General features: G+C 44.3%; 17 protein-coding genes and 1 pseudogene. 5 read left to right on the top strand and 13 right to left on the bottom strand.

The window, feature by feature from the left end; all coding sequences use genetic code 11:
* Positions 1-120: pseudogene (locus JMX83_RS15480) on the top strand (IS30 family transposase); the annotation flags it as partial.
* A gap of 86 nt (positions 121-206) precedes the next feature.
* Here the strand turns inward: JMX83_RS15480 and JMX83_RS06220 are convergent.
* The 10 genes from JMX83_RS06220 to rsmG all read right to left on the bottom strand — a co-directional run bounded on the left by JMX83_RS06220 (position 207) and on the right by rsmG (position 10,136).
* Entirely contained in the window at positions 207-554 is a 348-nt protein-coding gene (locus JMX83_RS06220) for a PilZ domain-containing protein (protein ID WP_201599715.1), read from the bottom strand.
* 112 nt (positions 555-666) lie between these two features.
* The gene (locus JMX83_RS06215; protein ID WP_201599709.1) at positions 667-1,797 is read right to left on the bottom strand and encodes a DNA polymerase III subunit delta'; all 1,131 of its coding nucleotides are present in this window, start codon (positions 1,795-1,797) and stop codon (positions 667-669) included.
* 95 nt (positions 1,798-1,892) lie between these two features.
* Positions 1,893-2,705 (bottom strand): 3-deoxy-manno-octulosonate cytidylyltransferase, encoded by an 813-nt coding sequence (gene kdsB / locus JMX83_RS06210; RefSeq protein ID WP_201599708.1) that lies wholly within the window; start codon positions 2,703-2,705, stop codon positions 1,893-1,895.
* A 47-nt stretch (positions 2,706-2,752) separates the two neighbouring features.
* On the bottom strand, positions 2,753-3,874 hold the full coding sequence (gene lpxK, locus JMX83_RS06205; protein ID WP_201599707.1) for a tetraacyldisaccharide 4'-kinase: 1,122 nt from the start codon (positions 3,872-3,874) through the stop codon (positions 2,753-2,755).
* 66 nt (positions 3,875-3,940) lie between these two features.
* Positions 3,941-5,728, bottom strand: a complete 1,788-nt coding sequence (gene msbA / locus JMX83_RS06200; protein ID WP_227675759.1) for a lipid A export permease/ATP-binding protein MsbA — start codon at positions 5,726-5,728, stop codon at positions 3,941-3,943.
* Between the two features lie 76 nt (positions 5,729-5,804).
* Positions 5,805-6,236 carry an ExbD/TolR family protein gene (locus JMX83_RS06195; protein WP_058024949.1) on the bottom strand — a complete coding sequence of 144 codons (432 nt, stop codon included), beginning with the start codon at positions 6,234-6,236 and terminating at the stop codon, positions 5,805-5,807.
* 70 nt (positions 6,237-6,306) lie between these two features.
* Positions 6,307-7,020, bottom strand: coding sequence for a MotA/TolQ/ExbB proton channel family protein (locus JMX83_RS06190; protein WP_201599706.1), 714 nt, complete (start codon positions 7,018-7,020; stop codon positions 6,307-6,309).
* A 101-nt stretch (positions 7,021-7,121) separates the two neighbouring features.
* Positions 7,122-8,264, bottom strand: coding sequence for a ParB/RepB/Spo0J family partition protein (locus JMX83_RS06185; protein ID WP_201599705.1), 1,143 nt, complete (start codon positions 8,262-8,264; stop codon positions 7,122-7,124).
* Positions 8,265-8,368: 104 nt separating this feature from the next.
* Positions 8,369-9,148 (bottom strand): ParA family protein, encoded by a 780-nt coding sequence (locus JMX83_RS06180; RefSeq protein WP_201599704.1) that lies wholly within the window; start codon positions 9,146-9,148, stop codon positions 8,369-8,371.
* Positions 9,149-9,419: 271 nt separating this feature from the next.
* Positions 9,420-10,136 (bottom strand): 16S rRNA (guanine(527)-N(7))-methyltransferase RsmG, encoded by a 717-nt coding sequence (gene rsmG / locus JMX83_RS06175; RefSeq protein WP_201599703.1) that lies wholly within the window; start codon positions 10,134-10,136, stop codon positions 9,420-9,422.
* Between the two features lie 410 nt (positions 10,137-10,546).
* Between rsmG and JMX83_RS06170 the strand changes: the two genes are divergently transcribed.
* The 3 genes from JMX83_RS06170 (at position 10,547) to JMX83_RS06160 (ending at position 15,298) form a co-directional block, all read left to right on the top strand.
* Positions 10,547-13,282 carry an ATP-binding protein gene (locus JMX83_RS06170; protein ID WP_227675758.1) on the top strand — a complete coding sequence of 912 codons (2,736 nt, stop codon included), beginning with the start codon at positions 10,547-10,549 and terminating at the stop codon, positions 13,280-13,282.
* Between the two features lie 194 nt (positions 13,283-13,476).
* On the top strand, positions 13,477-14,601 hold the full coding sequence (locus tag JMX83_RS06165; protein WP_201599701.1) for a helix-turn-helix transcriptional regulator: 1,125 nt from the start codon (positions 13,477-13,479) through the stop codon (positions 14,599-14,601).
* 49 nt (positions 14,602-14,650) lie between these two features.
* Positions 14,651-15,298, top strand: a complete 648-nt coding sequence (locus JMX83_RS06160; RefSeq protein WP_201599700.1) for a TerD family protein — start codon at positions 14,651-14,653, stop codon at positions 15,296-15,298.
* A 133-nt stretch (positions 15,299-15,431) separates the two neighbouring features.
* On the opposite strand, the gene JMX83_RS06155 is transcribed toward JMX83_RS06160, so the two are convergent.
* Positions 15,432-16,415, bottom strand: a complete 984-nt coding sequence (locus tag JMX83_RS06155; protein ID WP_201599699.1) for an ion transporter — start codon at positions 16,413-16,415, stop codon at positions 15,432-15,434.
* A 175-nt stretch (positions 16,416-16,590) separates the two neighbouring features.
* The gene (locus tag JMX83_RS06150) at positions 16,591-16,818 is read right to left on the bottom strand and encodes a hypothetical protein (RefSeq protein ID WP_201599698.1); all 228 of its coding nucleotides are present in this window, start codon (positions 16,816-16,818) and stop codon (positions 16,591-16,593) included.
* Between the two features lie 382 nt (positions 16,819-17,200).
* Here JMX83_RS06150 and JMX83_RS06145 point away from each other — a divergent pair, with 382 nt between their 5' ends.
* Positions 17,201-17,827, top strand: coding sequence for an OmpW/AlkL family protein (locus JMX83_RS06145; protein ID WP_201599697.1), 627 nt, complete (start codon positions 17,201-17,203; stop codon positions 17,825-17,827).
* Positions 17,828-17,990: 163 nt separating this feature from the next.
* On the opposite strand, the gene JMX83_RS06140 is transcribed toward JMX83_RS06145, so the two are convergent.
* Positions 17,991-19,685 carry a 2-oxo acid dehydrogenase subunit E2 gene (locus JMX83_RS06140; RefSeq protein ID WP_201599692.1) on the bottom strand — a complete coding sequence of 565 codons (1,695 nt, stop codon included), beginning with the start codon at positions 19,683-19,685 and terminating at the stop codon, positions 17,991-17,993.
* Between the last annotated feature and the right edge of the window lie 17 nt (positions 19,686-19,702).

Here is a 19,702-nt window from a genome sequence, read left to right as displayed (position 1 = left end):
TGCAGGCACTTAGTTCAGTCGATTGAAGACAGTTTAAATAATCGACCAAGAAAGGTGCTAGGGTTTAGAACACCGCTTGAGGTAAAATCTAGCTTCGGGTGCGTTGCACTTCAATGTTGAATCTAAGGATCACTTTATTGATCACAAAGTATCACCATGATGGCTATCGATAGAGACGCCTAGGTTTTTGAATGAAGTAGTATGAATTACATGGTATAAGTCGATTGTAAGCTGTCAATTTTTCCCGCTAATAATCGCTCGACTTCGTTTTTAATTCTTTGGCCTGCGATATCACTACCAATTTGCACCGCAAAGCCTGCTGGTCGACCACCTTGGGTTTTGGAGTTGATCCAAACCACCTTACCATTCATTGGCAAGCGCTCGCTAGAGTTGGGTAATGTAATAGCGATAAACACCTCGTTACCCAGCTGCTGCGGCTGATCAGAAGGCACAAATAATGCGCCGTTATTCACAAAAGATAAATAGCTGGCATACAGCGTGTCGATACTTTCAATGTGACAGGTTAAGATCCCGCCGCGTCCTGGCATTGCCATAGTCAGCTTCCTTTATCAACTGGGTCTAATATATTTTTATGAGTTATTGAGAGATTATAAATAAAAGCAATTGTGAATGAATAAGCGATAATTAAGCGCTATATCACGACTTTTACAAGTCAGCTAATTCTTGCATTAGCTTATCATAGGCAAATTTTTCTTGCACATTTTGTTGCAAAGCAACTTTGGTCTGCTGCAAGCTGGTGGCGAATGTCTCTAATCCGCTATCGGTAGGTTGATAAGATTCTAGTGCAACCGATAGTTTGATATCTTTTTGGAGTTCACCAATCCCCAGACAAACGCGGCGCATATCAAGCAGCATCAGCTCAGACAGTTGGATAAACTCTTTTATACTTAACTGACTTTGCCAATAGTCACTTGCTGCTACGCTACTACGCTTACCACTACGTAGCGCTTGCCATGTGGTCAGCCATAAGGATCGCTTGCCATACCACGATGCCTGTGCCAGTGCTATCGCAGCGAGTGGCGCTCCGTTCGCTAGCTGTATAAGCTGTTCAATCGCCATTTTACCAACGGCTTCACGATTGATGGTGTGACCGAGAGCACGGGTCACATAATCGATAGCAACAGCAGGCTCAATAGTCTGTAATGCCAACTGTTGTACACGGCTCTTAATCGTTGGAAGTAGCTGAGCAGGCGTATCACTGATTAAAAACAGGTGAACTTGTGCTTGCGGCTCTTCTAATGTCTTGAGTAACGCATTGGCAGCGGCGACGGTCATTTGCTCTGCGTAGTCCAACACACAGATGCGCACCCCTTGCCCGCCTTGATAAATAAAAGGCTGCAAGGCACGAATGTCATCCACTTTGATTTTAAGCGCGCTGCTGCTTGTGGTCTTGGCACTTTTTTTATCTTTTGCGCTGCTTGGTTTGTCCTGAAGGGTGTCGCTATCCACATTGATTGGCATACTCACAATTGGCAGCACTTGCAAGCTTGGATGAGTGCCCGACTTAAGCCACTGACAACTTTCACACGCGCCGCATGCGCCTAGTGGATTCGTATCACGCTCGCGGCATAACAGCCAAGCCACTAACCGCCATACAAAGGCGCGTTTACCCATCCCTTGCATACCAGCAGCGAGCAATGCATGCGGCAAGGACTGCTGCGTCAATACTCGCTGTGTTAATTGTGACCACAACGTCTGCTGCCACGGCAGCAAGGGCTCAAAATAGATACTGTCTGAACACTCTTGCGTGCCTACATTTGCTGTCAGATCATTCATAGTTATAGCTCTATTGGCTCTATCACGTTTTTAGATATTTAGGATGCGGCACGCTAACGATACTCTGGATAATGTGCGAGTGCTTACTCAAACCATTATTTAGCAGGGTTTTTAAAATCAGCTAAGCTCATCGCATTTAAACGGTCTAGATCTTCTTGTGTATCGACACCAGCCGGCAGTTGACAAGCAGCTTCTGCAATGGCGATAAGCTCGCCATTTTCCAGCACACGTAGCTGCTCTAGACTTTCAAGTAACTCAAGTGGCGTCTGTGGCCAATGCACAAACTGCTGTAATAAACTAACGCGATAGGCGTATAAGCCCAAATGGCGATACGCATTCTTTGGTGGCTGTCTTTGATTGTCATCCGCCAATACGATATCACGATCACAAGGAATCGGTGCTCGACTAAAATAAAGCGCGCGCTGTAGATCGTTAGTATATTGACTGACCACTTTTACCACAGAAGGTCGCTGGAACGTATCGTAATCGTCGATAGGCTCACAGAGTGTCGCCATGACGCTGGCCTCATCCGCTACCAAAAGCGCCTGTACCTGCTCAAGCAGTAAGGGCGGTACAAGAGGTTCATCACCTTGCATATTGACCACAATATCATGATCAGCCCAGCCTTTAATAGCAGCCACTTCCGCCAAGCGGTCAGTGCCTGACGCATGCTCGCTACTTGTCATCACAACATCAAAACCGGCATCGATACAGACCTTTGCAATTTGCTCATCATCAGTCGCAATACACATATCGTCAGCAAAGGTTGCTGTTTTTGCCTTTTCAGCCACCCAAAGTATCATCGGTTTAGCATGAATGCTCAATAATGGCTTACCAGGTAACCGTGTGCTCTTAAAGCGTGCAGGAATCACAATATGGGTTTTGGCAGGTGTGGTGACAAGCGACATGGTTTATTCCTAAAAATTGTGGTTCAGTTTGACGTATCGACTATTATCTATGATGGCATTTTTGTACCAACATAAGAGTCAGCCTCAATACCCAAAGCTTTCAATTGCTGGTTTAGATTATCATAACAGTTATCGGATAATACGGCTGTCACAGGCAAAACCCACAACCTGCTAACGAGTTCTGTATACTCATCACTTGATGCTTGGTCCGCCGTATAGTCTGACAATAATGCTTTTATTTTTACCGCATCTTTACTAGTAACAACGATAGGATAATCGCTGTATTGTAAAAGCTCAGCCAAATTAAAGTCATAGTGATCAGGATAAGGATGCCCTATCACCTCAAAACCAAGAGACTCTAACGTATTAAAAAAACGCTGTGGATAGCCGATACCACTGACTGCGTGTACTCTACTATTACTGGTAGGTACGACATTATCTATTTGCTTGGTAGATGAGTGAGGACGCCATAGACGTTGCAATTCATCAGCTTGCAAACGCATGGTCAAACGCTCAGAATTCTGTGGCTTACTACTACTTTTAGTCGAGTCTGTATTTGGTTTTTCATGATAAATAACATGAGCACCTTCTAGTCGTGACATTGGCTCACGCAAAAATCCGGTTGGCAATAATTGCTCATTACCAAACCCTCGCGCGGCATCTACCACAATCCACTCTATATCCCGCTTGAGCGCATAATGCTGCAGCCCATCGTCAGCGATAATTAACTGCAAATCAGGATCAGCATCCAACAAGGTAGTAATCGCTTGCTGGCGATTGGGAGATACTGCCATGACAACACCTGTCATATGAACAATCAAACATGGCTCGTCGCCTACTACATTAGGCAAACTGGTCGTGCTAACCAATGCTGGCATTTGGCTCGTATCACCACCATAACCGCGGCTGATGACGCCGACTTTTATGCCTCGTTTTTGCAAGTGATTGACCAAGGCGATAATTAACGGTGTTTTGCCGCTACCACCCACACTAATATTACCAATAACCATGACGGGTATAGGTGCGCGATAACTTGATAGCAGCCCAATTTTATAAGCGTGACGACGAAGTAATGTGATCAATCCATAAAGCCAGCTAATAGGTAGCAAAAGCCATAACCAAGCGGCCTTACGTTGCCATGCATTAGTAACTGTCGTTTCAATACTCATGAATAATTGCCATGTATCTTATCGATTCGCTGCTTAGGCGTTGACGCTTTATCAAATAAATCTATTCTACTCAAAGTCTCGAGCATACATTTGCGCATAATGACCTTGCAGCTGCATCAGCTCATTATGGGTGCCAAGCTCAACTATCTGACCACCATCCATCACAGCAATACGATCTGCAGATTCAATAGTCGTTAAGCGGTGCGCAATCACTAGCGTCGTACGGTTTTTCATGACGTTATCGAGGGCTTGCTGAATATAATACTCTGACTCATTATCAAGCGCACTGGTGGCTTCATCCAAAATCAAAATCGGAGCGTCTTTTAACAGCGCACGAGCAATAGATAGTCGCTGACGCTGTCCACCAGATAGCTGAAGCCCTTCGGCCCCGATTTCGCTTTGGTAGCCGTTTGGCATTTTCATAATAAAGTCATGAGCGAAAGCCGCTTTTGCGGCCTGCTCGACCTCAGCTTGGCTCTTATTAGCCAAGCCGCCATAAGCAATGTTATTAAATACTGTCGTATTAAATAGTACGACTTGCTGATTCACCATGGCAATTTGCGCACGCAGACTTTCTAATTTGATGTCTTCAATTGGTATGTTATCTAAAGTAATTTGCCCAGAGGATGTCTCCAGAGTACGCGTTAAAAGATTCACTAAGGAGGACTTGCCTGCTCCGCTTCGTCCCACCAATGCAACCGTCTCGCCTGCTTTTATATTTAATGTAAAATCACGCAGAGCAACCGTCGAGTCTGGATATACCAAACTGATATTATCCAACGACATTTGACCAGATAATGCCTTGCTAATAGTGCCTGTGTCTTCTTCTTCTGGCTCATCAAGTAATGCAAAAATCGACTCACCAGCAGCAATGCCTTTTTGCAATTTTTGATTGATATCAGTCAGTGAGCGTACCGGTTTGCTCAGCAGACCAGCCGCCGCAATGTAAGAGATAAACTCACCCGCTGAGATATTGCTAATGACTGAAGGTCTCAATGCAAGCCATACCACCACCGACATGGCTATCGCCATCAGCAGCTGTACTGCTGGGGTATTGATACTATTGGTGACGACCACCTTCATGCCTTGGCGTAAGTTCTTTTTTGAAGTCTTATCAAAGCGCTCGGCTTCATATGCTTGTCCGCCATAATTCTTTACCACCTGATAGCCACTGATGACCTCATTGGTAATATGACTGACACTACCCATCGTTTTTTGAATACCTTTAGAGAGCTTAAGATAGCGCTTGGAGGCAATGCGGATGAGCCACAATATAGGCGGCAACACGACAAATAAAATGAGCGTCAAGCGCCAGTTGCTATAAAGCAAAAAGCCTATCAATGCCACAACCGTCAAACCATCACGCAGTAATGTCTTCATTGAGTCTGTACTGGCAGCAGTGACTTGCTCAACATCAAATATCAGCTTGGATGAGATCGTACCAGCAGGATTGGCCAAATAGAACGAACTTGGTAAGCGCAGTAGCTTATTAAAAACCTCGACCCGCAGCTCATAAACCAAATTACGTGAGACCAAAGCCGAGTAATAGTTACCCAAAAAACTGCCCAAACCGCGTACAAAAAATAGAGCAATGATGAGTAATGGAAATAACGCCTGCTTGCTTCGATCACTTTGGTTAATGGCATCAGTAATGTATTGCAACAGCTTGGCAATCCAAATCTCAGTTCCTGCGTTGATAGCAAAGCCCAAAACCGTCAGTAGCAAAGCCCACCAATACGGCTTTAGATATCTTAATAGACGCAGTAAGGTCTTACTTTTTGGCGGACTAGAAGGAGCTGCTGAAGGTTTTTTAGCAGAAGGTTTTGTAGAGTCAGGTATATAAGCTTGGCTCATAAAAGCCTCAATGTAGGTGTCATGACATGAATGGGCTGTGCTTGATACACAGTTTATAGTAATGATGCGGCAAATGTTATTGCGGCAAAGTTTGACCAAGTGGGACAACGGTGCTGATATTTAAGTTCAAAAATCCGAGTTTACCAGCGACATCCATCACCCGTACGACAGATTGATGGGTAGCGTTGGCATCTGCTGCGATGACAAATAGCATATCGCGATTGCTTCCTGCTTCTTGCTGCAACATGCTGGTCAGTTCAGCCTCATTGCTACTGGCGAGCGTAATACCATTGACCAAGTAACTGCCATCTTCTTGTACAGCTACTTCTATACTATTTTTTTGCTCTGTCTGTGCCACACCTTCTGCTTCAGGAAGGATAATATTTAAACGACTAAAATGATTAAAGGAGGTAGCCAGTAGCAGAAAGACGATTAAGAATAATAAACAATCAATCATCGGTGTCAGATTAATTTCAAGCGGCTCAACAGTCGGTTTTCTAAAACGCATATGAATCTCTTATATTTACCTGCTGTTACGAATGTACTTTGAGCATCAAACTTGGTAGAAAATATGACAATTATATTGTCGCCACATTGGTTTTATCTATATTTAACCGGTCAGGAGCACGCTCATCAATAGTGGTCGTACTATTAGCAGGGGCCGCTGCGTTAGCATTATCGAGCAATTGATAGTCGTATAATTCTTGAATCATCAGTCCTGCTTGAGTCTCGAACTGTGCATTTATGTCGATAATGCGGCGCTGAAAGTATCGATACGCGACAAGCGCTGGGATAGCGACGATCATACCAGCAGCCGTGGTGATTAGCGCTTGTGAGACACCAGCAGCAAGCATCGTTGGATCTTGCATCGCACCATCAGTAATCGCCAAAAATGAAGAAATAATACCTAATACCGTACCTAATAATCCAAGCAATGGTGCAATAGCACCAATTGTTCCCAGCATATTGATATTTTTTTCTAACTGGTGAACTTGTACGCTGGCACGGTTCTGCATATGCATGGTCATAGATTCTAGACCATACTGACGATAGAGCAAACCTGTCGCTAAGATATCACCAAGCGCCGTCTTTTCTTTGACATTCATCAATTGCGTACGGCCGATATCTCCATTTTCGCGTAAGCGAGTGATGAGCTGTTCACGCAATCTGCTAGGCACAATCTTGCTAAACTGTAGTGTATGGCTACGCTCAATAATGATAACCAACGCCAATATAGAACAGACGACAATAGGTGTCATTAGCCAGCCACCTGCCTTTACTAACTCCCACATATTTGCTCTCTTCCATATTTTTCAAAGCAGTTATTACGTAGATGGATTTATACGTAAATAGTCGTTATTAATAAATCAGTCCTACTAGCTTGCGTATTGTCTTAAGCCTGTGCTTCTATGTGCTTAATCAAAGCAGCTAACTGGTCTTGACTGTGAAAAAAGATCTCAACACTACCCTGCCCGTCTTTTTTGTGCTTAAGTTTTACCTCAGCACCCAGCATATCTGTCAGTCTTTGCGTGAGACGTTCTTCATCACGAGACTGTGCTTGTTCGACACGGTTGGCTTTGGGCGCAGGGTTCAAAATGGATTTGACCAGCTTTTCAGCTTCTCGCACCGTCATACCGCCATCGATGATCTTTTGTGCAATAATCGGCTGCTGCTCAGAAGACAATGCCAATAGCGTTCGGGCGTGACCCATATCTAGCGCGCTATTTGCCAAATGATCTTTTACCGTATCATGCAATTGATTTAGGCGTAGTAAATTCGACACCGTCGTACGCGCCTTGCCCACCACTTCAGCAATCATGGCATGACTCATACCAAACTCTGTATGAAAGCGCTGCAACGCGGCTGCCTGCTCGATCACAGATAAGTCTTCACGCTGGATATTTTCAATTAATGCCAGTGCAATGGCAAGCTCATCAGATAGCGCACGCTCAATCGCCGGAATAACCGACTTTCCTGCCATTTTTGCCGCGCGCCAGCGACGTTCGCCAGCGATAATTTCATGAGTAACAAAGGCTTCACTCTTATCTTCATTGGCAAGTAATGGGCGGATAACGATAGGCTGCATCACGCCATGCTGCTCAATAGAAGATGCCAATTCTGCAAGCGCTGTTTCACTCATATCACGGCGCGGTTGATATTTACCTGCTTGTAGACGCGTGACATCGATCTGCACGAGGCTGATTTGATCCTCTGAAGCGTTTACGTCTGTGTTATTACCACGCGTTTTGTTGCTAGCCGTCTTGTTCGTCACACGTGATGAACGAGTACTGTTACTGACAGTAGTGTCATTATCAGTGGATTTTGCAGCCGATTTTTTACTGGCTTTGGGCGCAGCCGCATCGACGGGTGCAGTTTTCACAGGCATATTGGTATCTAGCGTTTCAGCTGGCACGGCCATATCACGTGCAGCCATATCATCTTGCAAGGCAGAGGCGGTGATTTGCTTTTCTTTCTTGATTGACCCTAATAAGGCATCTAAGCCTCGATTGGCAGCCAACCCTCTTTTCTTCGCCATGATTACCTATCCTCTAACGCTAAAATAAAAGCCTATTGATTACTGCTGCGGCTTACTAAATACAATGTTAAGTGCTTTGTTGTTCAAAAGCTTTTATAGAAAAACTAGCTGCTTTGCTTCATCACTTCAGCGGCCAGTTTTTGATAGGCGCGCGCGCCTTTCGACCATCTCTCATATACAATAACTGGCAGACCATGGGCAGGTGCTTCTGCTAAGCGAATATTTCTTGGGATATGAGTCTTATACATAATATCGCCAAAATGCGCTTCTAATTCAGCAGACACATCACGGGCAAGCGTGTTACGCGCATCAAATAGCGTTCTCACAACACCGCGAATATATAACTTAGGGTTTAATTCAGTGAGACGCTCAATCGTCTGCGACAAATCTGCTAGCCCTTCTAGTGCATAATATTCACACTGCATTGGAATAATCACACTATCAGTTGCGACCAACGCATTAATCGTTAATAAGTTCAAACTTGGCGCACAGTCTATAATGACATAATCGTATGACGGCTTTTTTGTAGTGGCTTGATCGCTAACCAAATCTGCCATGGCCGTTTTGAACAATTCATGACTGTCGGTCTTACCCATCAAGGTGATATCCATGCCAGCCAAATCACGATTGGCACCGATCACATCAAACCCTGCCGGACTGGTCACAATGGCTTCAGACAGCGCTACACCATCCAGTAAAACATCGGCTATGGTAAGCGTCAGATCGTTTTTGTCGACACCAGTACCGCTGGTTGCATTGCCCTGTGGGTCTAAGTCAATCAGTAGTACGTGCTTGCGCTTAGCAGCTAAACTGGCGGTCAAGTTTACCGCCGTTGTGGTTTTGCCCACGCCGCCTTTTTGATTCGCAATTGCTATGATTTCCATACACTCACTCAATTTTATTAAGGTCTGTTACTGACTTTTTCTTTTAATTTATTTGACGCAGAATTTGCCGCTCAATCTTATATGCTTATGCAGTGCTGCTAACTCAGCGCTTCATGAAGGGCAGCCATTTATAAAAAAATTCTTTTATAAATTACCCAATTTTCGTTTGTATATTTTCAGTGCTTTTAAATACTATGCCATTTAGGTACAAACGTAAACTGCGTTTCACAAAAAAACGACTGCTGTTTCATGACTGAGAAGTATCTACCATTCAGGCATTTTTAGCAGACATTTCAATCAAATGACGACTATCATGCAGACGCGGTACTGTCAGCTTAATCGTCTTAATGTGCCAATCACTATCGAGCGCTTGCAGCTCTTCATCGCTCGGTGCTTTGCCTTTCATAGCACACAAATAACCGTCATCTGCCAATCTCGGCTGCGCTACTTCAACAAAATCTATCAAACTGGCAAACGCTCTAGAAGTCACCACATCATAGCTGGCTTCGTGCGCTTCAATACGCGAAGCGATCGGTTGCATATTACGTAAGCCAAGCTCACTGCTGATCTGCTTGATAAAGCGAATCTTTTTTTGATTACTATCAAGGGCTGTACACGGGCGCTCAGGCTGACAAATCGCAATAATCACTGCAGGCAACCCTGCGCCTGTACCGATATCAAGCAGCGACCCTGTCGGCAAATGCGTTATAATAGACAAGCAATCAATCACATGTTTGATCAGCGCTTCTTCTGGATCGGTGATGGCGGTCAGATTATACGCCTTATTCCACAACAAAAGCTGGTCTAAGTACAATAATAACGTGCGCTGCTGTTTCTCACTTAGTGATAGACTTAGCTCATTTACGGCTTGTGCTAAGATACTGGCCAGCTTTGGCAATTGTGAGCCAAGCTTCACAAAGCCAGTCGGATCAATATTGATATGACCCGTGCTAGTAGACGACGAAGAGGTTTTAGCGGAAGCTGACATACAACGAGTTATCCAGTTTTGACATGTGAACCGCCTATTTTATCATGCAGTCTGCTCATTGAATAGTTGCAGATTGCGCCAATGTGGGACATCTTATACTATCTGCACCGTTCATGACGCGTTATTCTGCGTTAACAGCATAAAACGCCTTGCCTAGTTTCTTTATTTTTCGTTTATCATGATCAAAGATTTCTGTAAATATGATACAAAACTGCGCTTAATGACTTCGCTAAAATGTGACTATATCTTGTAAGATGTCACTATTAATTATAAAAAGTTCAATGCGCGCATGACCAGAATAAATATATTGTCCCTCATACTCTTTCAATACTTTTAAGACGATTTCTCAAAAACCTATGACCGAACAATCCTATACCCCTATATCTCAAATATCAAAAGACGCTAATAATATGGTGCCACCTACCGCTGACTCACAAGACGACGGACAAATAACATCTAACGCCCCAAATCCTATTTTTACTGAGGTTCAAAAAAGCTGCCGTATTTCGGCTGAGCAACTAAAACGCTATAGCGACCCTGATGAGTTGCCTACAGACACACGTACTGCGCCTGACTTAGATGTTGGCTTCGGTCAACAGCGTGCACTCAAAGCCTTACACACTGCGTTAGACATCAAAGCAAGTGGCTATCATGTGTTTGCTGCTGGCGAGAACGGCTTGGGTAAGCGTACTGTCATCAGTCGCCTGTTGGCCCGTATTGCCGCCGATGCACCAACGCCTGATGATTGGGTATATGTGCACAACTTTACTGATCCACGTACGCCACTGGCTCTGCGTCTACCTGCGGGGCAAGCCGCCTTGCTACAACAGCAGGTCAATAACTTGTGGCAACAAGCGAAAAAGCGACTAAGCCAACGCTTTCGTAGTGACCAGTATCAAAGCAAAATCGAAGCAATCAAGAACAGCACGCACCAAAAAGAGAGTCATGCTTACGACGCGCTAAACGCTGAGGGCAAGCAGTATGACCTCGCCTTAACGTTTCGCTCATTTGATAATAAGGCAGTTTTTGTCCATCCCAGTCAGCTGACGACAGACAGTAGCAGCAACCCTATAAAGGCTTCTGAATCATCTAACAATAATGAAGACTTATCACCAAGAAATGATAACCAAAAAGTCAACATACTGAGCAACGATAAGACTAACCCTGATGAAGATCAAAACAACGCTCAAAACTCTGAGTATGGTAACAGTGAGTACGAGGCTGAGTTAAATAACTTTGTACAGAAAAACCATATGCAAAAGCGCCTCAGTCAACTAACCATTGCGTTAGAGCAGTTAGAAGACGAAGCCAACGATGCGATAGAATCACTGCATCGCAGTATCGCGCGCCGTGCATTACAACCTTTGTTTGCGCCTGTTTATGAGCAATTTGCCACGCACCCGCTTGTTGTTGATTATCTCAAAGCCGTATTTTCCGATATGGTTACTCATGTAGAGCGTATCGTTAACGGCGATGATGAAGAATTTGTGACAGCTGTATTGACCACAACACCCAGCCGTTACGCGGTCAATGTCATTGTCAGTCACGCACCAGACAGTGGCGCACCTGTTGTCTTTGAAGACCTACCGACTCACCTTAATTTGTTGGGTCATGTTGAGCAAATTACCCAATTAGGGACTGTAACGACGGATGTCAGCATGATTCGCGCAGGTGCCCTACACCGTGCCAATGGCGGCTACCTGCTGCTAGAAGCTAGCCATTTACTTGAGCATCCTTATGCATGGCAGGGTCTAAAGCGCGCGCTACAGTCACGCAAAATCAAACTCTCAAGCCTTGAGCAAATGCTGACCTTAACAGGTAGCTTGTCTTTATCACCAGCGCCCATTGATCTTGATATCAAAGTGATCTTATTAGGTGAAGCAGACTTATATTATGAGCTGCTAGAGCTTGAGCCTGAGTTTGATGCGGTGTTTAAAGTTCGTGCGGACTTTCATGATGATGTGACGCGCACCAGCGAGCATGAATTGGCACTGGTAGCGAAAATGGCAGACATCATTGATTATGCCGACCTTTATCCATTCGATAGTAGCGCGCAAGCCACGTTACTTGAGCATTTGAGCTTGCAAGCCGAAGAGCAGGACCGTTTAAGCCTACACAGTGATTTGTTGATTAAACTGTTGCATGAATCAAACCGTCATGCTCGTTTAAATAATGAGACAATGGTGACAGCAGATCATGTCATTCAGGCAATCGACGACATGGATGAGCGCTCAGGATATTTGCGCGATCTATACTGGGACGAACTCAAAAACGGCCAGCAGCTGATTCAAACCCAAGGCAGTGCGGTTGGGCAAGTCAACGCTCTGACCGTCGTCAGCTATGCCGATAGTGAGTTTGGCATGCCGGCGCGCCTCACTGCTGTTATTCAGCCCAATATTGGCGCAGGTGAAATCCTCGATATCGAGCGTGATGTAGACTTGGGTGGTAGCTTGCACGCTAAGGGTATGTTGATCATGACCAGTTATTTGCGTGCGTTATTTAGCCAACACCATGCGCTAAATTTTAGCGCTTCGCTCGCGTTTGAACAAAGCTACGCCCATATCGATGGTGATAGTGCCACCGTTAGCGAAGGTTGTGCGCTACTATCCGCCTTAGCAAATATCCCTATTGATCAATCCTTTGCCATTACTGGTTCTATGAATCAGCTGGGCGAAGTGCAAGCAGTTGGTGGTATCAATGCCAAAATCGCCGGCTTTTTTGATGCGTGCCGTGAGCAAGAGTTGACGGGCGCTCAAGGCGTGGTCATTCCGATGGCCAATGTCAAACAGCTCATGCTACGCGACGATATCATTGCTGCAGTAAAAGACGGCGACTTTCATATTTATGGCGTTTATACCTTGAGTGAAGCATTGACCTTGATGACAGGCCTACCCATCGATACCATGAATAAAAAAGGTCGCTACCGCAAGGACACCCTATTTGGCAAAGTTCTAAATCGTCTGATGCTATGGGATGAGAACCAAGACGGCGACGATGAGGTAGATGATAAAAAGTCAAAAAAGAAAGAGAAGAAAAAACGCAAAGCTAAGCGCCAAAAAAAAGAGGACAAAATAAAAAAAGAAAAACGTAAAGGCGAAAATAACGATAGTGACGTCATTGATAACCGTGAGCAAAGTGAAGCTTAAAGTGTCAATGACAACACACCAAAATGATAATTAGGACGTTTCTAGACTATGTTTAGACGGCGCCTAGACAGCGCCTAAACGATGCCTAAATGTATACGAACGTCCCTAGACGCTTTGATACTTTTCTGAGATGATAAACAACTAGCCAAAATCTGTAGAACAATGACCTGTGACTTTATAAAGGGTATTTTTTAATGACTTTACATTCTACTAACGCCGAGAACATCCAAGCTCAGTCAGATTCTGATGAGCAAGCGATTGCCATAGAGGCGGCAGAAAATGATGTGTTAAAAGAGACCCAAGATAATCGTCACGGGGCAGCAACAACGGCTCGTCAATGGCAAGTACTGTCACAGCTGCAGCGCAATCGCTGGGTAGGTACGACACATATTTATGAACAGCTCATGATGGCCGGTTTTGACATTAGCCTGCGTACCGTGCAACGTGATTTGAACGCATTGGCCAAACGCTTTCCTATCGAAAAAAACAATGCCAATCCACAAGGTTGGCGCTGGAAGGAAGACGCACCGCTACAAAGCTTGCCGCATATGAATCTATCGCAAGCAGTTGCCTTTAACATGGTTGAGGCCAATCTCACTCAGCTGTTGCCACCTGTGATTTTAGATGAGCTATTCCCGTGGTTTGATCTAGCAAGAAGACAGCTCAAAAACAGTAAAGTCACGCATTCATGGATAGACCGCGTGCGTATCGAACCTGCTACCCAACCACTTATTGCCCCAGATATAGATTTAGATAGCAAAGACAACATTTACCATGCATTGTTTTATCAGTTGCAAATTAATGCCTGCTACACTCGCAGCAATAAGTCAGAGGCCAGTGAATACACACTAAATCCTATTGCCATTATCCAGCGTGGCGTGATTATTTACCTACTGGCGACTCGTACCGATGACCCAAAAGCCACCATCCGCACTTTTGCGCTGCATCGATTTGATAGAGTCGAGATTTTAGAGAGCGCAGCACAGACACCAGATAACTTTCAGCTCGATACTTATTTGGATGAAGGCAGCATGGGCTTTAGCCATCCGTTGTTTGGTGAACTGGCTGAGCGTGGTAAAAATACAGCTGTTGAGCTACAATTTACGCAACAGGCAGGCAGAAGCCTCACGGAGAGCAAGCTGAGTGATGATCAAATCGTCACATCAAACGACGACACCCTGACGATAAAAGCGACTGTTAATTTGACCTCACAGCTGGTTTGGTGGTTACGTGGTTTTGGCAGTGGCCTGTTGGACGCCAAGCCTGCACTCCTTTATCAAGCAGTATTGGACCAACCTGCAATGACGAATAACGAATAACACTCGAATGACAATAATCGTTAACCACTAAAAATTAAAAAGGAATATTATGCCGACCACTGCCCCATCACCGCTGCTTTCCGACAGTTTAAGAGGACTGGGCTTGGATACGGGAACGTTATTTTTTGCGCTCAACTATGAGTTTACTAAGATCGAGCCAAAAGGGTTGTTTAAGCGTTTTAAAAAGGACAAAAGCGCGGTAGATATCGACTTGGCTTGCGTATTGTATGATGACAATTGCATCATTAGTGATATTGTCTGGTTCAAACAATTACGTGACAAAGCTGAGTCCGTCAAGCACCAAGGAGACAGTCTAAACGGTAAGGATCGCGGAGAGCAAGCCATGTATTTGGCTCCGCTTGATCAAGAACAAATTAGACTGGAGCTAGAAGAAATTCCCTTACATATCACTCATATCGCTTTGATTGCCAACTCCTATCACGGGCATTCACTCTCTAGGGTCAAAAAAGGTGAGATTCATTTGAGTGATGATGAGGGTAACCGCTGTTTTGAAGTCAACCTAAAGCAGCTCCCACGTGATTGTAAGACGCTTTGGGTGGCTCATTTGCGCCGATCTGTTGATGATTGGCATTTAACCCTACAAAACTTACCATTGAGCGCTGAAGATCTATCGAATGCAGCACAAGAAGTCGCACATGAATTGGCACGGGCGCTACCGATTCCTCAAGGAATATAGCGTTAGCCAATCATAAAATCTAAAAAAGGTACTGCGTCTCAATCACACAGTACCCTTTTATGTTTCCTGCCAAATATACTTGTTTCTAGAAATTTTAAGCATAAATTTCTATGATTGCCTGATAGATACTGAGCTATAAAACCTCACCGCAATGTGGGCAAAAATTCTTTTGACGCACTTCTACTTCTCTTTCTCGCCGCTCAAGTTCTTGTTCACGCAGTACTTGTAATACGATATTTTGTGCTTGCTCTTTGTCTAATCCTAGCTCTCGGCGAATCTTATCAATCATCATCTGATTTTGTACCAAATCAAAGTCGCTATCGATCAGTTGCTCACGAAAATGTTGCTCAAGCTCTTCACGGCGCTGCGCCAACTCATTTGCAAGACCCGTTGCCAAAATACCCGCAGGCAGTGCCGCTAGACCCACACCCAATATCGTAATAATAGCACCCAATATCTTGCCAGCATTAGTGATTGGTGTGACATCCCCATAACCCACGGTCGTGAGCGTTACCACAGCCCACCACATCGCCTTGGGTATTGACTCAAACTCTTCTGGCTGCGCATGATTTTCGACCAAATAAATGCCACTCGAGGCGGTCACAATCATAATAATTAATATAAAAATAACTGCTTGGAACGAGCCGCGTTCTTTACTGATGACCACCAAAAGGATACGCATGGACGCAAAATAGCGGGTCAGTTTGAGAATACGGAACAAACGCAAAATACGTAAGAAACGCAGATCAATATTGACAAAGAAGTTTAAGAAGGCTGGAACAATGGCTACCAAATCAATGAGTGCGGAAGGACTTCTCACCCAATCCCAGCGCTGCCTCCACGTTGTATTGTCCGGTTTGGCTTCAGCAACACTCCATAGCCGCAGCAAATATTCAATAGAAAAGATCACAATGGAGAAGTTTTCGAACCAAGTAAAATAATCTTGATAAGGGTAATACCAACTATCAACTGACTCGGCAATCACAGCGGCCACATTAGTCATAATCAGGAATATGAGAAAATAATCAATATAGCGGCTAAACAAAGTGTCATGTTCATCATTTTGCAAAGTATCATAAACAAAATGACGCAAGCGCCTTATAGATTTGAGTAGCATGCCATCCCTATTCGGTGAAATACCGGTGTTATATAAATAAAATAAAGTCACTATCGTAAAATATGTCTTGAACGCTCTGTCACAAAACAGCTCATCTCAATAAAAATTAAGATAGAGATAGTTTCAAATTGCCAATAGCAACACTGAATCATTGAGCACCAACCACAATCAACCCTCATGTGACATGCAAATAGTGAACATAGACCGCTATTAATAGCACCAATACTATTAATAAAACAGAAAATCGTAAAAACTGCTCATCAGCGAGCAATTGCTGGGTTATGTCTTGAGCAGGCACCAAAAATAAATGACATTCAGGGCAACAAGAATCTACCTGAGTCAGTATCTTTGCAGAACGCGCATTCTCACAGCGTAGTGGAGAGTTGCTACAATAACCGAGCATAATATATTACGCCTCTTGTCATATCATGAATATCAATTCAGTAAGCCATCACCATTTATTTCCAATTCTACCGTTTAGACATTAGCAATCATCAATATAATTCTTAGCTATCTATTTTCAGAATATCACAACACGCTTATACCCTACCTCACAATAATTATTTTTTAAATAATCAAAATAATTATACAGTTATCATCTTTACTATAAATAATTAAATAAAACTTAGTAAAGCACAATTAAAACCTTACAGTAATTGTGGTTTTATACTATAATAGAGTCATAATGTTACCGCTTTATCATCCATTATAACATTATGTATCAGTGTGCAATGTCATCCCTCATTTAGCACTGATAACCTTTTAATATATTAAGGAACCAAATCATGAAACTACAATCCCTAGTTTTAGCCGCTGCTACTGCCCTTACCATGACTACTGCTTTTGCTGTGCCTGCTGGCACTTGGTCTATTGCGGCTGGTGCACATTATGTTGACCCTAAAAGTGATAATGGCACTCTAGATAATGGTTTGTCTGTTGATGTTGACGGCGATATACAACCAACCATCAGTGGTGAGTATTTCATTGCCAACAATGTCGGTGTTGAGCTACTCGCAGCACTTCCATTTCATCATGATTTTGATCTAAATAGTGCTGATGGCACACAAGTTTTAACAGGTAAAACCCAACATTTACCACCAACTCTTTCTGTGCAATATCACTTTGACTCTGACAACATGCCAATGAATATCAAGCCATTCGTTGGTGTTGGCGTGAACTATACGACCTTTTTTAAAGAAAGAATCTCTACCGGTGGTGATTTAGATCTTGATGATAGCGTTGGTGTGGCCGGTCATGTCGGTTTGGACATTCCTTTCGCTCCAACTGAAGCTTTCCGTATCGATGCGCGTTATATGGACATCAAAACAGATGCTACTTTAGATGGCAGTGATATCGGTGAAATCGATATCAGCCCTTGGGTATATGGCGTTGCATTTGTCAAACAGTTTTAATCACAAACCGTATTAACCTCGATAATCTAAGTATAAAAAGCCAGCGCTGATGCTGGCTTTTTTGTGGCTAACATTTGCTTATTTCAAATACAGTACTGCTCAAAAAAAAGACCACCCTTAGGCAGTCTTTTTTTTGGTTTTAGCTTTTAGAGTAGCGTATCAGCTATAGCAAAATACGGCGTGGATCAGCAAGCAATGTAGCGACATAACGAGTAAATACCGCTGCATCCGCACCATTGATGACGCGATGGTCATAAGACAATGACAATGGCAGCATCAAGCGCGGCTCAAAAGTCTGCTTAGCCGCATTCCAAACAGGCTGCATAGTCGCTTCTGATGCGCCTAAGATACCCACTTGTGGCCAGTTGACCAGTGGCGTGAATGCTGTACCGCCCAAGATACCTTGGCTTGATATGGTAAAGCTTGCACCTTGCATGTCTTTAGTAGTGAGCTTTTTATCGCGTGCTTTGCCTGCCAACTCACCAATTTCGATGGCGATCTGCTTGATGCCTTTGTCCTGTGCATTTTTAATCACAGGAACCACTAGGCCGTCATCAGTCGCAACAGCAATACCCATGTTAACACTCTTACGCAAAATCACTTGCGTATTGTCATCACTCAAATGACTGTTAAAGCGTGGGTGCTGGGTCAAAGCGTAAGCAGTTGCTTTAACAATAAAGGCCAAAATAGTCAGGCCAATACCTTGCGCCTTCATGTCACCCTTTAGCTCACCGCGTAGTTTTTCAGTTTCGGTGATATCAGACAAATCAAACTGTGTCACTTGCGGTAGATACGTATTGTAGTTCAGCTGCGGGATTGACACTTTTTGCAAGCGGCTTAAATCTTGGGTTTCTGTTTCGCCCCAGATTTCAACGTTGCTCATATCAGGTAGCTTTGGCAGACCTGAGCTAACAGCGCCCTGAGCAGCTGGCGCTGCTTGTTGGGTGGTCAAACGATTTTTGACATGCGCAAACAGATCTTCTTTTAGAATGCGATCGTTTAGCGCTGAACCATTTACCTGTGTGATATCCACGCCAAGCTGACGAGCCAGTTTACGTACAGCAGGACCTGCATATACATCAACCAACTTTTCATTGACTTCCGCTTCACTCAATTTTTTGCCCGCAGGCGCAGCAGTTGAGGTCGGTGCAGACGCTTGCTTTGGCTCGCCTGTTGGGGCTGGCTGTGACTTGCTTTCAGCTTTCGGTGCAGGCTTGTCCGCTTTATCTTCAGTTTTAGCAGTATCCGCTTTCGGTTTTGCCTTAGGAGTACCTGCCGCTTTAATAACGATAAAGTCTTGACCGTTAGCAACAGTGTCACCAGCATTAACCAAGATTTTTTCGACCACGCCTGCTTCTGGTGCAGGCACTTCGACTGAGGCTTTGTCTGACTCAATCAGTAGGATAGACTCATCGGCACTGACCGTGTCGCCTACACTCACCATGATCTCAGCCACTTGCGCTTCATCAACGCCTATGTCTGGCAGTGCATGGGTAGTCGATGCGCCTTCGCCAGCATCATCAGTCGACTCTTCCTCTGCATCATCTTCAACAGATGCGTCTTCATTATTATCGTCTGCTTGTTCTGCCTCAGGAGCTTCTTCAGCAGTGTCGTCATTGTCATCGCTTGCGTCAGCACTCTCTACTTCGATCAATACCATGCCTTCGCTGACTTGATCGCCAATGGCAACATTGATTTTGGTGACTTTACCAGCAGCAGAGCTTGGTACTTCAACTGAAGCTTTGTCAGACTCTAGCAGAACGATGTTGTCGTCTTTTGCGATGACATCACCCACTGCTACCATAATTTCGCTGACTTCAGCACTATCGACACCCAGATCGGGGGCTTTAATGTCCATGTTTTATCTCCTAGTCT

The sequence above is a fragment of the Psychrobacter piscatorii genome (genome assembly GCF_904846415.1).
In the GTDB taxonomy this organism is placed as follows: domain Bacteria; phylum Pseudomonadota; class Gammaproteobacteria; order Pseudomonadales; family Moraxellaceae; genus Psychrobacter; species Psychrobacter piscatorii.
Note: the sequence above shows the minus strand (reverse complement) of the source record. Positions and strands in the feature narration are given on the sequence as shown.

Excerpts from the sequence above, each read along its gene's own strand:
- JMX83_RS06220 (WP_201599715.1), bottom strand. The coding sequence starts at position 554 with ATGGCAATGCCAGGACGCGGCGGGATCTTAACCTGTCACATTGAAAGT.
- JMX83_RS06215 (WP_201599709.1), bottom strand. The coding sequence starts at position 1,797 with ATGAATGATCTGACAGCAAATGTAGGCACGCAAGAGTGTTCAGACAGT.
- kdsB (WP_201599708.1), bottom strand. The coding sequence starts at position 2,705 with ATGTCGCTTGTCACCACACCTGCCAAAACCCATATTGTGATTCCTGCA.
- lpxK (WP_201599707.1), bottom strand. The coding sequence starts at position 3,874 with ATGAGTATTGAAACGACAGTTACTAATGCATGGCAACGTAAGGCCGCT.
- msbA (WP_227675759.1), bottom strand. The coding sequence starts at position 5,728 with ATGAGCCAAGCTTATATACCTGACTCTACAAAACCTTCTGCTAAAAAA.
- JMX83_RS06195 (WP_058024949.1), bottom strand. The coding sequence starts at position 6,236 with ATGCGTTTTAGAAAACCGACTGTTGAGCCGCTTGAAATTAATCTGACA.
- JMX83_RS06190 (WP_201599706.1), bottom strand. The coding sequence starts at position 7,020 with ATGTGGGAGTTAGTAAAGGCAGGTGGCTGGCTAATGACACCTATTGTC.
- JMX83_RS06185 (WP_201599705.1), bottom strand. The coding sequence starts at position 8,264 with ATGGCGAAGAAAAGAGGGTTGGCTGCCAATCGAGGCTTAGATGCCTTA.
- JMX83_RS06180 (WP_201599704.1), bottom strand. The coding sequence starts at position 9,148 with ATGGAAATCATAGCAATTGCGAATCAAAAAGGCGGCGTGGGCAAAACC.
- rsmG (WP_201599703.1), bottom strand. The coding sequence starts at position 10,136 with ATGTCAGCTTCCGCTAAAACCTCTTCGTCGTCTACTAGCACGGGTCAT.
- JMX83_RS06170 (WP_227675758.1), top strand. The coding sequence starts at position 10,547 with ATGGTGCCACCTACCGCTGACTCACAAGACGACGGACAAATAACATCT.
- JMX83_RS06165 (WP_201599701.1), top strand. The coding sequence starts at position 13,477 with ATGACTTTACATTCTACTAACGCCGAGAACATCCAAGCTCAGTCAGAT.
- JMX83_RS06160 (WP_201599700.1), top strand. The coding sequence starts at position 14,651 with ATGCCGACCACTGCCCCATCACCGCTGCTTTCCGACAGTTTAAGAGGA.
- JMX83_RS06155 (WP_201599699.1), bottom strand. The coding sequence starts at position 16,415 with ATGCTACTCAAATCTATAAGGCGCTTGCGTCATTTTGTTTATGATACT.
- JMX83_RS06150 (WP_201599698.1), bottom strand. The coding sequence starts at position 16,818 with ATGCTCGGTTATTGTAGCAACTCTCCACTACGCTGTGAGAATGCGCGT.
- JMX83_RS06145 (WP_201599697.1), top strand. The coding sequence starts at position 17,201 with ATGAAACTACAATCCCTAGTTTTAGCCGCTGCTACTGCCCTTACCATG.
- JMX83_RS06140 (WP_201599692.1), bottom strand. The coding sequence starts at position 19,685 with ATGGACATTAAAGCCCCCGATCTGGGTGTCGATAGTGCTGAAGTCAGC.